The 14,277-nt window shown below is 71.3% G+C and carries 12 protein-coding genes; 7 read left to right on the forward strand and 5 right to left on the reverse strand.

What is annotated here, in order from left to right; translation table 11 throughout:
* Positions 1 to 85: 85 nt before the first annotated feature.
* From H6927_00240 to H6927_00250, 3 genes are all read right to left on the reverse strand, one after another.
* Positions 86 to 769 (reverse strand): glutathione S-transferase family protein, encoded by a 684-nt coding sequence (locus tag H6927_00240; GenBank protein ID MCP5216536.1) that lies wholly within the window; start codon positions 767 to 769, stop codon positions 86 to 88.
* 45 nt (positions 770 to 814) lie between these two features.
* The gene (locus H6927_00245) at positions 815 to 1,783 is read right to left on the reverse strand and encodes a complex I NDUFA9 subunit family protein (GenBank protein ID MCP5216537.1); all 969 of its coding nucleotides are present in this window, start codon (positions 1,781 to 1,783) and stop codon (positions 815 to 817) included.
* A gap of 73 nt (positions 1,784 to 1,856) precedes the next feature.
* Positions 1,857 to 3,899, reverse strand: coding sequence for a lytic transglycosylase domain-containing protein (locus H6927_00250; protein MCP5216538.1), 2,043 nt, complete (start codon positions 3,897 to 3,899; stop codon positions 1,857 to 1,859).
* Positions 3,900 to 3,908: 9 nt separating this feature from the next.
* Here H6927_00250 and H6927_00255 point away from each other — a divergent pair, with 9 nt between their 5' ends.
* A complete protein-coding gene (locus tag H6927_00255) occupies positions 3,909 to 4,493 on the forward strand; it encodes a 5-formyltetrahydrofolate cyclo-ligase (GenBank protein MCP5216539.1) in 585 nt (194 codons plus the stop codon).
* 1 nt (position 4,494) lies between these two features.
* On the opposite strand, the gene H6927_00260 is transcribed toward H6927_00255, so the two are convergent.
* Positions 4,495 to 5,466 (reverse strand): LysR family transcriptional regulator, encoded by a 972-nt coding sequence (locus H6927_00260; protein ID MCP5216540.1) that lies wholly within the window; start codon positions 5,464 to 5,466, stop codon positions 4,495 to 4,497.
* Positions 5,467 to 5,589: 123 nt separating this feature from the next.
* Between H6927_00260 and H6927_00265 the strand changes: the two genes are divergently transcribed.
* Together H6927_00265 and H6927_00270 are read left to right on the forward strand one after the other, a co-directional pair.
* Complete coding sequence (locus H6927_00265; protein ID MCP5216541.1) at positions 5,590 to 5,976, forward strand: DUF2917 domain-containing protein; 387 nt, start codon at positions 5,590 to 5,592, stop codon at positions 5,974 to 5,976.
* A 146-nt stretch (positions 5,977 to 6,122) separates the two neighbouring features.
* Positions 6,123 to 8,435 (forward strand): NADP-dependent malic enzyme, encoded by a 2,313-nt coding sequence (locus tag H6927_00270; protein ID MCP5216542.1) that lies wholly within the window; start codon positions 6,123 to 6,125, stop codon positions 8,433 to 8,435.
* 105 nt (positions 8,436 to 8,540) lie between these two features.
* Here the strand turns inward: H6927_00270 and H6927_00275 are convergent, their stop codons facing one another.
* Positions 8,541 to 9,125, reverse strand: coding sequence for a YceI family protein (locus tag H6927_00275; GenBank protein MCP5216543.1), 585 nt, complete (start codon positions 9,123 to 9,125; stop codon positions 8,541 to 8,543).
* Positions 9,126 to 9,252: 127 nt separating this feature from the next.
* On the opposite strand from H6927_00275, the gene H6927_00280 reads away from it, so the two are divergent.
* From H6927_00280 to H6927_00295, 4 genes are all read left to right on the forward strand, one after another.
* Complete coding sequence (locus H6927_00280; GenBank protein MCP5216544.1) at positions 9,253 to 11,946, forward strand: bifunctional acetate--CoA ligase family protein/GNAT family N-acetyltransferase; 2,694 nt, start codon at positions 9,253 to 9,255, stop codon at positions 11,944 to 11,946.
* 44 nt (positions 11,947 to 11,990) lie between these two features.
* The gene (locus H6927_00285) at positions 11,991 to 12,770 is read left to right on the forward strand and encodes an IclR family transcriptional regulator (GenBank protein ID MCP5216545.1); all 780 of its coding nucleotides are present in this window, start codon (positions 11,991 to 11,993) and stop codon (positions 12,768 to 12,770) included.
* Between the two features lie 61 nt (positions 12,771 to 12,831).
* On the forward strand, positions 12,832 to 13,584 hold the full coding sequence (locus tag H6927_00290; GenBank protein ID MCP5216546.1) for a glutamine ABC transporter substrate-binding protein: 753 nt from the start codon (positions 12,832 to 12,834) through the stop codon (positions 13,582 to 13,584).
* 14 nt (positions 13,585 to 13,598) lie between these two features.
* On the forward strand, positions 13,599 to 14,267 hold the full coding sequence (locus H6927_00295; GenBank protein ID MCP5216547.1) for an amino acid ABC transporter permease: 669 nt from the start codon (positions 13,599 to 13,601) through the stop codon (positions 14,265 to 14,267).
* Positions 14,268 to 14,277 lie beyond the last annotated feature (10 nt).

The raw sequence follows: 14,277 nt of genomic DNA on the forward strand, positions 1-14,277 counted from the left end.
GGCCACCAGCCCGGCTGCGGTTTGCGCCTTGCATCCACTGCCTTTGCGGGGCAACGGACACCATGAAAAGGCCATGAGCAGGCTCTCAGCGCGCCAGCCGGTACGGCTCCTCGAAGTCGATGAAGTCGTGCTCGGCCAGCGCGGCGTCGATCCAGGCTTTGACGCCCGGCAGCGCGCACACGCGGTCCATCCAGGCCGTGACGGCGGCGGGCGCGGGCAGCGCGTAGGTGCGAAAGCGCATCATCACCGGGGTGAAGTAGGCGTCGGCGATGCCGAACTCGCCAAACAGCATGGGCCCGCCGTGCTGCGCCAGCAGCTCCTGCCACATGGCCACCAGGCGGCCCACGTCGGCGCGCACGCCGGCGTTGTCGCGCCAGATGATGGCGCCCACCTCGGGCAGGCGCGCCTCGATATTCATGCCGCAGGCGCCGCGCAGCGCGCCGAAGCCCGAGTGCATCTCGGCGCAGATGCTGCGGGCGCGGGCGCGGGCCCGCACGTCGCGCGGCCACAGCTGCAGGTCGGGGAACTTCTCGGCCAGGTATTCGGCGATGGCCAGCGTGTCCCACACCGCGAAGTCGCCGTCGGTCAGCACCGGCACCTTGCCGGCGGGCGCGATGCCGCCCAGGCGCCGCTTGAAGTCCGAGTCGCCCGAGAACGAGTCGAAGCGCAGCTGCACCTCCTCGAACGCGATGCCGGCCTGCTTGAGCAGCACCCAGGGCCGCATGGACCAGGACGAGTAGTTCTTGTTGCCGATGTAGAGCTTGAGCATGGGGGCCTCCGTGTACACGGCGCCCATGCTAGCGCGAGCGTGAAATCAACGCCCGGCGCTGCGCCGCCACGCGTCCAGGCGCGACACCGGCCCGTCGCCGCCCAGGATCATGGGGCCGACGGCCGACAGCGGCGCGGGCGTGATGCCCAGCGCCTCCAGGCCGGGCCACTGGCCGCTGGCCACGTTGTCCACCTTCATCGCGTCGAGGTTGTCGCGGCTCAGCAGCGGCGCGCCGGGCAGGCTCTCCATCAGCAGCGCCTGCAGCCACGCCAGCGGCGCCGGCAGGCCCAGCACGGGCCGCCCGCGCCCTTCGCGCACGCCGGACCACTGGCCGGCCGCCCGCACCAGCTCGCGCAGCGTGACCACCTCGGGCCCGCAGAGCTCGTAGGTCTGGCCGATGGTGGCCGGCGCCTGCAGGCAGCGCTCCAGCGCGCTGGCCACGTCGCGCACCCACACCGGCTGAAAGCGCGCGCCGGCACGGCCGACGGGCACCAGGGGCAGGTTGCGCTGCAGGCGGGCAAAGAGGTTCAGCAGCCGGTCATCGGCGCCGTAGATGACGCTGGGGCGCAGCACCGTCAGATCGATCGCGCCGGCCGCGGCGGCCTCCTGCAGCGCGGCCTCGCCCGCGGCCTTGCTGCGCTGGTAGCGCGAGGGCGCGTCGGGCGCCGCTCCCAGCGCGCTGACGTGCAGCACGCGGCGCACGCCGCTGGCCGCGCAGGCGGCGGTCAGCTGGCGCGGCAGCTCGACGTGCAGCTGCTGGAACTGCGCCGCGCTGCCGTGCAGGCGCGCCACCAGGTTGACCACCGCGTCGTGCCCCGGCAGCAGGCGCGCCAGCACGCCGGGCTGCGTGACGTCGGCCACCACCAGGTCGACGCAGGGCAGCGGCCACAGCGTGCGCGCCGCCACGCGCTGGCGGGTGGGCACCGTCACGTCCGCGCCCAGGCGCTGCAGGCGCTCCAGGAGATGGCGGCCGACCAAGCCCGAGCCGCCCAGCACCAGAACCTTAGCCGCCATTGGAATTCTCCTATTTCGATAGCTTATCGCGCATGATCGGCGCGGGTCAGAAGCCCATTCAACCCCAAATCGATCAGGGCAGGTCCCGCGTCAGCGCCGTCTCCTCGGACGGCGCCGGCCCGATGCGGCCCAGCCGCGCCTGCAGCGAGGTGCGCGGCTCGCCCAGCAGCAGGGCGTAGTCCACGGTGTTGGACAGCACCTTCTTGACGTAGTCGCGCGTTTCGGCAAAGGGCACCGTCTCGGCCCAGATGGCGCCGTCCAGCACCGGGCCGTTGCGCCAGGCGCGCGGGCGGCGCGGGCCGGCGTTGTAGGCGGCGGCGGCCAGCGGCAACGAGCCGCGAAACTCGTCGACCGCCAGCTTGAGGTAGCTGGTGCCGATCAGGATGTTGGTGTCCAGCTCGCCCAGCATGGCGGGCACGAAGCCGTCCAGGCCGATCTTGCGCGCCGTCCAGCGCGCGGTGGCGGGCATGATCTGCATCAGCCCCGAGGCGCCGACGTGCGAGCGCGCGTCCATGACGAAGCGGCTTTCCTGCCGGATCAGGCCGTAGACGTAGGCCGGGTCGAGCCCGATGGCCTGCGCCTGGCGCAGCACCTCGGCGCGGTGCGGGGTGGGAAAGCGCTGCTCGAAGTCCTGAAAGCCCTGGATGCGCTCGCTGGTGTTGATGCAGCGGTCCCACACCCGGGCCTGGCAGGCCAGGGCCGCGGCGGCGTAGAGCTGGCGGTCGTCCATGCCGCCCGGGCGGTGCAGGTTGGTCCAGTAGTTCCACTCGCGCACGCCCTCGCCGCGCAGGCCCACGGCAATCGCCCGCAGGGCGCGCTGCAGCCCGGGGTTGCCGGCGGCGGCGGCGCGCTCGTCGGCGGTGAGCGGCGCCGGCTCGGGTGCGCGCTGCAGGGGCTCGCCCAAGGCCTCCAGCGCCAGTTTTTCGTAAAAGCCGCGGCCGTTGGCGATGCCCTGCAGCGCCTGGCGGGCGTCGGCGCGCGCCGCGTCGCCGGCGGCGCCCTCGGGGGCCAGCGCCAGGCCGGCGCGCGCGTGCCAGTACACCCAGGTGGGGTCGCGCCGCAGCGGCTCGCCCATGGCCTCGATGGCGGCGCGCACGCCGCGCCACTGGCCGGCGCGCAGGGCGGCGCGCGCCTGCCAGCTCAGCAGGTCGTCGCCCAGGTCCTGCACGCGCGTGACCTGGGCGAAGTCGGCCCAGGCGTCGTCCTGCAGCTTGAGCATGGCCTGCTTGCCCAGCGCGGCCCACAGCCAGTTGCGCTGCGCGGGCGTGAGCGCCTTGGCCCAGCGCGCCTGCAGCAGGCTGGCGGCCTGGTCGGCGTCCTGCGTGGCCAGCCGCACCAGGGCCAGCACCACCAGCTCCTGGCCCTGGCGCGTGGCGGCGCTGGCGCTGCGCCCGGCCAGGTAGCGCGCGGCGCCGTTGTGGATTTGCGCGACGGCGACGGCCGCGTCGGGCGACTCGAGCGCCACCGCCGCGCGCGCCAGCCCGCTGCGGCCGGCCTCGACGGCCAGGCGCGCCTTCTGCCACACGTCGTCGGCCGTGATGCGCCCGGCCTGGCGCAGCAGGCCGGCCGCCAGCAGGCAGCCGTCGCCCTCGCGGCGCTCGGCCAGCCAGTCGCGGCGCACCTGGTCGGCCATGGCGGCGCTGGCCGGCGCGCCCTGCAGCACCTGCATGGCGCTGGCGTAGCAGCGCACCTCGGGGTCGTCGCCCATGCGAAAGCGCGGCAGCTCGCGCGCAAAAGCGGCCCAGTCGCGCCGCTTGCCGGCCAGCAGCAGCCAGTCGTTGCGCAGGCGGTCTTCCTGGTAGGTGCCGGCCCAGCGGCTGAGAAAATCCTGCACCTCGGGCTCGGTGGCGTCCTCCAGCCGCGCCTTCAGCGCCCAGTAGGCCGCCCAGGGCTCCAGCACGTGGCCGGCCGCCTGCGGCAACAGGGCCGCCAGACGCTCCTTGTCGCCGCGGCGAAAGGCCTGGTGCATGTCCAGGATGACGCTGTCGTCGGCCGCGCTGGCGGCCGCGGGCGCGAGCGCGGTGGCCTCGGCCGCCGGCTGCTGCGCGCGCGCCGGCACGCCCAGGGCCAGGCCCAGTGCCACAAGCAGCGGTGTCAGAATCCAAATCCCACGCATCGATCCATTATGACCACGTCACCCGACAAAAAATCCCTGCGCGCGCGTCTGGTCCAGGAGCGCCTGCACCTGCCCGACCGGCTGGCGCGCGCCGACGCGCTGCAGGACATCATGCGCATCTGGCTGATCGGGCGCCCGGACACGGTGATCGGCGCCTACTGGCCGATCAAGGGCGAGTTCGACCCCCTGCCCGCGCTGCACCGCTGGAAGGAGGACGGCGAGCTGCTCCATGAATCGCAGCGCCGGCGCATCGGCCTGCCGGTGGTCGACAAGGCGCACCGCACGCTGACCTTTCACGCCTGGTACCCCGGCTGCCCGATGGAGGAGGACGCCTACGGCATCCCCAAGCCCAAGGACACCGAGCTGCTCGTGCCCACGCTGCTGTTCGTGCCCTGCGTGGGCTACGGGCCGGGCGGCTACCGGCTGGGCTACGGTGGCGGCTTTTACGACCGCACCCTGGCCGCGCTGCAGCCACGCCCGCACACCGTGGGCCTGGGCTTCACCCAGGGCTTTCTGGAAGACCTGGAGCCCGAGCCGCACGACGTGCCGCTGGACGCGATCCTGAACGACAACGGGGTGGTGTGGCCGGTGTGACCTACGGCTGCTCGCCGGTCACCGCCCGCGTCGCCACCGCCTGCTCGGCCAGCCAGTCGGCGAAGGCGCGCACCTCGGCGCGCTGGGTGCTGTGGGGCGACACCAGCACCCAGTAGGCCATGGGCGAGACCAGGCGTGCGTCGGGGTAGGCGCCGGGCGCGAACACCTCGACCAGCTCGCCGCGCGCCAGGCTTTCGGCCACCAGCGGCGGGCGCGCCAGCACGATGCCCTGGCCCGACAGCGCGGCCTGCACCATCTGGTAGGCGTAGTTGAAGCTGAGCCAGCGCTTGGGCTGCGCGTGCTGCAGGCCGTTGGCGTCCAGCCAGCGCCGCCACGTCAGCCACGCCAGGTGCGGCGTGTAGGCGTCGGCCGCCTCGATCAGGGTGTGGCCCAACAGGTCGGCGGGGATCTTCAGGCGCGGGCCGCTCTTGAGCAGCCAGGGGCTGGCCATGGGCGTGACCGATTCGCCGAACAGGCGGCTGGCGCCGGGCGGCATGCGGTCGGCCGGGGCGTAGCGCACGGCCACGTCGATGTCGGTCACCTCCAGGTCGACCGCGCTGTCGCTGGCCTCGATGCGGATGTCGATGTCGGGATGCTCGCGCTGAAAGGCCTCCAGCTTGGGGATCAGCCACATCGACGCGAACGAGGCGAAGGTGGTGACCGACACGTGCCGGCGCCCCGCGTTCTGGCGGATGTGGCGCACCGCGGCGTCGATGCGCGGCAGCGCCTGCCCCACGGCGGTGAGCAGCTGCGTGCCGGCCTCGGTCAGCTCGACGGCGCGCGTGTGGCGCAGGAACAGCGGCACGCCGACGTCGTCCTCCAGCGCCTGGATCTGGCGGCTGACGGCCGACTGGGTGAGGGCCATCTCCTCAGCCGCCAGGCGGAAGTTGAGGTGGCGCGCCACCGCCTCGAAGGCGCGCAGGTGGCCGGCCTGGATGGGGCGCGAGCGCAGGTGGGTCTGGGAGTGCAGCACGGTGGCATTGATGCGGATCGGGAATCAATAGCGTGGCGGGATTTCATTGGACTGTCAATGGGGATCGATGGATCATTCGGTCGTCGGATTCATTCCCGGATCGTTTTTTCACAGGAGCCCGCCATGTCCGCCGCCACGCTGCATTCTTCACCCAGCCTGTTCTTGTCCCAGGGCGTCGGCGTGACGCTGCAGCCCGGCCAGGCGCGCACCCTGCGCGTGCCCGCCGCCGGCCAGCTGCGCGTCACGCAAGGCGCGCTGTGGGTGACGCGGCGCGGCCGCCACCCCAGCCACGCGCCGGACGACCTGTACGTGGCGGCCGACGCGCCGCTGGCGCTGTGCGCGGGCGAGACGGTGGTGATCGAGCCGATCCACCTGGCGCAGGCCTCGGCCGCGCAGGTGGCGCCGGTGGCCTTCCACTGGCAGCCCGCCGCCGGGCGCTGCGCCGGCGCGCTGCGCTGGCTGCGCGAGCGCCTGCAGGCGCGGGCGGCGCCCGCCCACGCCCGCGCGTGAAACTATGGGTTTGATAGCTGCTGGCGCTTGATTCGCGGGGGCCAGCACCCGATTTGGCTCAAATTTTCGGCGGCAGCGCGGCAGCGCGCGCGTGATTTGGAGTAGGCTTGTGCCACCCATCACGACGAGCGTTTGCCGGAGACACCATGAGCAAATCCCTGAGCCCCGCCGAGGCTGCGCTGCGCGACGCCGCGCGCGAATACCACCGCCAGCCCACGCGCGGCAAGATTTCGGTCACCCCCACCAAGCCGCTGGCCAACCAGCTCGATCTGTCGCTGGCGTATTCGCCCGGCGTGGCCTACCCCTGCCTGGACATCCAGGCCGACCCCAGCAAGGCGGCCGAGTACACCGCGCGCGGCAACCTGGTCGGCGTGGTCACCAACGGCACCGCCGTGCTGGGCCTGGGCAACATCGGCGCGCTGGCGGGCAAGCCGGTGATGGAGGGCAAGGGGTGCCTGTTCAAGAAGTTCGCCGGCATCGACGTGTTCGACATCGAGCTGGACGAGCACGACCCCGACAAGCTGGTGGACATCATCGCCGCGCTGGAGCCCACGCTGGGCGGCATCAACCTGGAGGACATCAAGGCGCCCGAGTGCTTCTACATCGAGAAGAAGCTGCGCGAGCGCATGAACATCCCGGTCTTTCACGACGACCAGCACGGCACCGCCATCATCTCCAGCGCCGCGCTGCTCAACGGGCTGGAGCTGGTGGGCAAGAAGATCGGCGACGTGAAGGTGGCCGTCAGCGGCGCCGGCGCCGCCGCCATCGCCTGCCTGGACGTGATGGTGGCGCTGGGCGTGCGACCCGCCAACGTGCACGCCTGCGACTCCAAGGGCCTGATCTACGCCGGCCGCGCCAGCGTGGACGCCTCCAAGGCGCGCTACGCCCAGCCCGACACCGGCGCGCGCACGCTGGCCGACGTGGTCCAGGGGGCCGACGTGTTCCTGGGCTGCTCGGCCCCCGGTGTGCTGACGCCCGAGATGGTCAAGACCATGGCCGAGAGGCCCATCATCCTGGCGCTGGCCAACCCCGAGCCCGAGATCCGCCCCGAGGACGCCAAGGCCGCGCGGCCCGACTGCATCGTCGCCACCGGGCGCAGCGACTACCCCAACCAGGTCAACAACGTCCTGTGCTTTCCCTACATCTTCCGCGGCGCGCTGGACTGCGGCGCCAGCAAGATCACCGAGGACATGAAGCTGGCCTGCGTGCGCGAGATCGCCGCGCTGGCCAAGGCCGAGACCAGCGCCGAGGTGGCCACCGCCTACGCCGGCAAGGAGCTGCACTTCGGCCCCGACTACATCATCCCCACGCCCTTCGACCCGCGCCTGATCCTGCGCATCGCCCCGGCCGTGGCCGAGGCCGCCGCCAAGTCGGGCGTGGCCGCGCGCCCCATCGCCGACCTGGAGGCCTACCGCACGCAGCTGTCGCGCTTCATCTACCAGACCGGCATGGTAATGCAGCCAGTGCTGGCCGCCGCGCGCGCGGCCGACCCGGCGCACAAGCGCGTGGCCTACGCCGAGGGCGAGGACGAGCGCGTGCTGCACGCCGCGCAGGTGGTGGTCGACGACCGGCTGGCGCGCCCCATCCTGATCGGCCGCCCGGCCGTGATCGAGCAGCGCATCAAGAAGGCCGGCCTGCGCATCCGCCTGGGCGTGGACGTGGACAACGTCAACCCCGAGGACGACCCGCGCTTTCGCCAGTACTGGGAGACCTACCGCCGCCTGATGGCGCGCAACGGCGTCAGCGTGGAGGCGGCCAAGGCCACCGTGCGGCGCTCCAACACCGTCATCGGCGCGCTGATGCTGCACCTGGGCGACGCCGACGCCATGCTGTGCGGCATCGTGGGCCGCTACCACGCGCACCTGGACAACATCCGCGACATCATCGGCACCGAGCCCGGCGCGCCCGACCTGGCCGCGCTCAACGCCATCATGCTGCACGAGCGCACCCTGTTCATCTGCGACACCTACGTGCACGAAGACCCCAGCGCCGAGCTGCTGGCCGGCATCGCCAAGATGGCCGCCACCGAGGTGCACAACTTCGGCCTGCCGCCCAAGGTGGCCTTTTTGTCGCACTCCAACTTCGGCTCGTCCAAGGACGCCTCGGCGCGTAAGATGCGCCACGCCCGCGACCTGTTCCGCGAATTGGCGCCCGAGGTGGAATGCGACGGCGAGATGCACGGCGACAGCGCCCTGTCGGCCACCCTGCGCGCGCGCAACATGCCCGACAGCACCCTCAGCGGCGAGGCCAACCTGCTGGTGTGCCCCAACCTGGACGCGGCCAACATCCTGTTCAACGTGCTCAAGACCGTGGCCGGCAGCGGCGTCACCATCGGCCCCATGCTGCTGGGCGCCGCCGCGCCGGCTCATGTCCTCACGCCCTCGTCCACCGTGCGCCGGCTGGTCAACATGACCGCGCTGGCGGTGGACGAAGCGCAGGTGCGTCGGCGCGCGCGCTGAACGCGCGGCACCCCACAACGGCGGGCCACTCGGCCCGCTTTTGTTTTGATAGCTACCCGGGCATATTGCAAGCGGGCAGGCGGCCAATCGGGCTTGAAATTCGCCCTATTGCCTGAACGCCTCGATGGTCGCCGTGATGCGCACGTTCCTGGGCATGCCCTTGTCCACCAGGTAGTTCATGCCCCACTGGGTGCGGTCGATCACGGCCTCGAAGTCGCCGCCGCAGGCCTCGGTCTTGGCCCGCTGGTTGGGATAGCAGCGAAACTGCCGCGCCTTGAGCGTGACCGGATGCGTGCGCCCCAGCAGCGTCAGCTGCCCCGGCACCTCGACCAGGCGCTCGCCGTCGAACACCAGCCGCTCCGACACGAAGCGCAGCGTCGGAAACCTGGCGGCGTCGAACAGGTCGGGCGAGAGCAGATGCTCGTCGAAGCCCTTCGAGCCGCTGTAGACGCTGGCCACCTGCACGTACAGGTCAACGGCGCCCGCCTTGGCCACCGGATCGAAGCGCACCGACCCCGCCACCTCGTCGAAGCGCGCTCGGTTGACCGAGGCGCCGTTGTGGTCAATGGCGAAGGTGGCGTAGGTGTGGTCGGCGTCCAGCGCATAGATGGCCGACTCGGCCCGGGCCACGCCGACATCCAGCAGGGCCAGCAGAGCCAGGCCGACGAAGGTGGGCAGACGTGGTCGCATGGGTCATCCTCCAGGAACAAAGACAATGCTCGGCAGTCGATCCAGTATGGCGACCGCCCGCGCGGCCGTCCTTGACCTGGCACAGCTTCGGCGGCGGCCCCGATGACCGTCGATACAAGGTTCTTCCATGAGCATCCGCAACCTCGATTCCCTGTTCGACCCCCGCTCGGTGGCCGTGATCGGCGCATCCGAGCGGCCGCAGTCGGTGGGCGGCACGCTGTGGCGCAACATGTGCGGCGGCGATTTCAAGGGCGAGGTGTGGCCGGTCAACCCCAAGCACACCGAGCTGTCGGGCCGGCCCTGCTACGCCCGCGTGGCCGATCTGCCCGCCGTGCCCGAGCTGGCGGTGATCTGCACGCCGCCGGCCACCGTGGTGGGCCTGATCGAGCAGCTGGCCCAGGCCGGCACCCAGGCGGCGGTGGTCATCAGCGCGGGGCAGACGGCCGAGCAGAAGCAGGCCATGCTGGATGCCGCCCGCCCGCATCTGCTGCGCATTCTGGGGCCCAACTGCGTGGGCCTGCTGGCGCCGCACGTGGGGCTCAACGCCAGCTTTGCGCACGTGGCGGCGCAGCCGGGGCAGATCGCCTTCGTCTCGCAGTCGGGCGCGCTGGTCACCGCCATGCTGGACTGGGCACGGGCGCAGCGCATCGGCTTTTCGCACTTCGTCTCGCTGGGCGAGCACGCCGACGTGGACTTTGGCGACATGCTGGACTACCTGGCCAGCGACGCGCACACCCGCGCCATCCTGCTGTACATCGAATCGGTCGAGCACGCGCGCAAGTTCATGTCGGCCGCGCGGGCGGCGGCACGCAACAAGCCGGTCATCGTCATCAAGGCCGGGCGCAGCGCGCAGGGGCAGAAGGCCGCGGCCTCGCACACCGGCGCGTTGGCGGGCGCCGACGCGGTGTACGACGCCGCCATCGCCCGCACCGGCATGCTGCGCGTGAACAGCCTGGAGCAGCTGTTTCTGGCCGCCGAAATCCTCACCCGCTTCAAGGCGCCCATCGGCGATCGCCTGAGCATCCTCACCAACGGCGGCGGCGCCGGCGTGCTGGCGGCCGACGCCGCCGCTGCGCAGGGCGTGCCGCTGGCCGAGCTGGGTGACGCGCTGCGGCAGGAGCTGGACGCCGTGCTGCCCGCCAACTGGTCGCACGGCAACCCGGTGGACATCATCGGCGACGCGCCCGCGCAGCGCTACGTCGATGCGCTGGCCGCGCTGGCGCGCCACCCGCAGGACAGCGGCACGCTGCTGTTCATCCACGCGCCCACCGCCATCGTGCCGGCCAGCGACATCGCGCGCGCCCTGGTGCCGGCCGCGCACCCGCCCGGCCGGCGCCCGCTGCCGCTCGTCGCCACCTGGATGGGCGGCGCGGCGGTGGCCGAGGCGCGCCAGCTGTTCGTCGACGCCGGCATCGCCTGCTACGACATGCCCGAGCAGGCGGTGGCCGCCATCGGCATGCTGCACGACTATGCCCGCAACCAAGCCGAGCTGACCGAAGCGCCCCCGGCCACGCCCGCGGGCAACGCCAACATCCCCGCGCCCGACACCGCCGCCGTGCGCCGCCTGATCGCCGCCGTGCTGGCCGAGGGCCGCGAATGGCTGACCGAGCCCGAAGCCAAGGCCGTGTGCGCGGCCTACAGCATCCCCGTGGTGGCCACGCGCACCGTGCCCACCAGTGCCGAGGCAGCGGCGCAGGAGGCGGCGCGCATCGGCTTTCCGGTGGTGCTCAAAATCCTCTCGCCCGACATCACGCACAAGTCCGACGTGGGCGGCGTGGCGCTCAACCTGCAGGACACCGATGACGTGCGCGCCGCCGCGCAGGCCATGCTGGCGCGCATCGCCAAAAGCCACCCGCAGGCGCGGCTGGACGGCCTGAGCGTGCAGACCATGGTGCGCAAGCCGCAGGCGCAAGAATTGATCATCGGCGCCAGCGTGGACCCGACGTTTGGCCCCGTCATCCTGTTCGGCCAGGGCGGCACGGCGGTGGAGGTGATGAAGGACAGCGCCATGGCGCTGCCGCCGCTCAACGCCCCGCTGGCGCGCGCGCTGATCGGGCACACGCGCGTGGCGCGCCTGCTGGCCGGCTGGCGCGACGTGCCGCCCGCCGACATGTCCGCCGTCGTCGCCACGCTGATGGCGGTGTCGCAGCTGCTGGCCGACGTGCCCGAGGTGGCCGAGCTGGACATCAACCCCCTGCTGGTCGACCACGCCGGCGCCATCGCGCTGGATGCCCGCGTGCGCGTCAGCCCGCGCCAGCCGGCGGGCGCGGCCCGCTTCGCCATCGCGCCCTACCCGGCCGAGCTGATCCAGACCCTGCCCTGGCAGGGCCGCACGCTCACCCTGCGCCCCATCCGCCCCGAGGACGAGGCGCAGCACCGCGCCTTTCTCGACAGCCTGTCGCCCGAGGACATCCGCATGCGCGTGTTCTACAGCCGCCGCCACATGGAGCGCAGCGAGCTGGCACGCCTGGTGCAGATCGACTACACGCGCGAGATGGCCTTCATCGCCACCGCCCTCGGCCCCGACGGCGCCGAGCAGACCCTGGGCGTGGCGCGCGCCAGCGCCGACCCCGACAATATGGAAGCCGAATTCGGCATCATCGTGCGCCCCGAGCTGAAGGGCACGGGCCTGGGCCGCATCCTGATGAACCGGCTGATCGAGCACCTGCGCGCCGCTGGCACCCAGCGCCTGGTGGCCATCGTGCTGACCGAAAACCGCCGCATGCGCGAGCTGGGCCGCGAGCTGGGCTTTACCGACCATGCGATGCCCGAAGACCCGGACACGCGGCGGCTGGTGCTCAGCTTGCAAGCAAGCGCATAAAAAAGAGATTGCCATTCCCAAAAAATGGGAATGAAGGGCTGTGAATGGCGACGGCTTGCCGGGATACTGCCCGCATGCCCGAAAGCGCTTCGCCCGCCACCACCCCCACCGCCGACCGCGTGCTGCAGGTGCTGGCCGTGCTGGCCCAGCAAGGCCAGGCGCTGTCGGCCGCGCAGTTGATGGAGCGTACCGGGCTGGCCCGCAGCACGCTGTACCGCCAGCTCGCGCGGCTCAAGCGCTGGGGTTTCGTGCTGGAGACCGAAGGCAGCTACGCCCCCGGCCCGCTCGGCCTGCAACTGGCGCTGGGGTTCGATCTGGCCTCGCATCTGGTGCGCCAGGCGCGCCCCGGCATGCTCCAGCTGTCGCAACAGTCGCACGAGAGCGTGGGACTGATCGTGGCGGTCAACGACCAGGCCATCTGCCTGGACATGGTGGAAAGCCAGCATTCGCTGCGCTGCTCGTTCGAGAAAGGACGCAGCGTGCCCTTGCGCGCCGGCGCCTCGGCCAAGTGCCTGCTGGCTCACCTGCCCGAGGCCGCGCGCGCCGCCGTGCTCGACAGCCTGTGGGGTGCGGGCACGGCCGCGCGCCAGGCCGCGCAGGACGAGCTGCAAGCCATCCGCCAGGCGGGCTTTGCCGTGAGCGCGAACGAGGTGGACCCCGGCGTGTGGGGCTGCAGCGTGCCGCTGTTCGGCCCGGCACGCCAGGCCGCCGGCGCCATCACGCTGATGGCGCCCTTGCTGCGCGCCCAGGGACAGGAGCAGGCGCTGATCCGCATGGTGGTCGTGGCCGCCGCGCGCATATCGCGCCAACTGATTTTGCGTTGAGTTGTTTTGCGTTGAGTTGTTCTGTGTTCTTCCTCTAACCATTCACTGGAGACTTTTCATGATGACCATCCGCCGCACCCTTCTTCTGTCCAGCCTGGCCGCTTTCGCGCTGGGCAGCGCTGGCGCACACGCCCAGGACAACACCCTGCGCGTGGGCACCGACGCCACCTTCCCGCCCATGGAGTTCGTGGACAACAACAAGCGCACCGGTTTCGACATCGAGCTGGTGGAGGCCATCGGCAAGGCGATGGGCCGTCCCATCGAATGGGTGGACATCGATTTCAAGGGCCTGATCCCGGGCCTGATCTCCAAGCGCTTCGACATGGCCGTCTCGGCCATCTACATCACCGACGAGCGCAAGAAGGTGGTGGATTTCACCGACCCCTACTACGCGGGCGGCCTCGTGGCCATGGTCAAGGACGGCAACACCTCCATCAACAAGCTGGCCGACCTGGACGGCAAGCGGGTCACCGTGCAGGTGGGCACCAAGTCGGTGGGCTTCCTGACGCAGAACTACCCCAAGGTGCAGCGCATCGAGGTCGAGAAGAACCAGGAGATGTTCAACCTCGTGGACATTGGCCGCGCCGACGCCGCCGTGACGGGCAAGCCGGCCGCCTATCAGTATGTGCGCACCCGTCCCGGCCTGCGCGTGCTTGCGGAGCAGCTCACCACCGAGGAGTACGGCATGGCGCTGCGCAAGGATACGCCCGAGCTCACCAAGGCCGTCAACGCCGCCATCGCCAGGCTGAAGGCCGACGGCACCTATGCCGCCATCGTGAAGAAGTGGTTCAGCACCGGCGCCGCCGCCAAGTGATGCGGGATTGATCGATGGAACTCGATTTTTCGCCAGTCTGGGCCGGCTGGCACTCCTTGCTGCAGGGGGCTGTGGTGACGGTGGAGGTGACCGCCGTCTCCCTGCTGATGGGCTGCGTGCTGGGCCTGCTGGTGGGCATCGGTCGTCTCAACCCCAGCAACCGCATCGTCTACGGCCTGTGCACGGCCTACGTGGCGGCCATCCGCGGCACGCCGCTGCTGGTGCAGCTGTTCCTGCTGTTCTTCGGCCTGCCGCAGTTGGGCATCCTGCTGCCGGCCTTCGTGTGCGGCGTGATCGGCCTGGGCATCTACTCGGGCGCCTACGTGTCCGAGATCGTGCGCGGCGCGATCCAGTCGATCGACAAGGGCCAGATGGAGGCAGCGCGCTCCATCGGCATGTCCTCGGGCCAGGCCATGCGCAGCGTGGTGCTGCCGCAGGCCGTGGTGCGCATGATCCCGCCGCTGGGCAACGAGTTCATCGCGCTCATCAAGAACTCGGCGCTGGTGTCGCTGCTCACCATCCACGACCTCATGCACGAAGGGCAGAAGATCATCAGCGTGTCCTACCGCTCGCTGGAGGTGTACCTGGCGATCGCGGTGGTGTACTTCATCCTCACGGGCGCGACCACGCTGGCGCTGCGCCACGTCGAGTTGCGCCTGCGCGCGGGGGGGATGGTGCAATGACGATGCAAGC

The sequence above is a fragment of the Burkholderiaceae bacterium genome (assembly GCA_024235995.1).
GTDB lineage: Bacteria > Pseudomonadota > Gammaproteobacteria > Burkholderiales > Burkholderiaceae_C > Ottowia.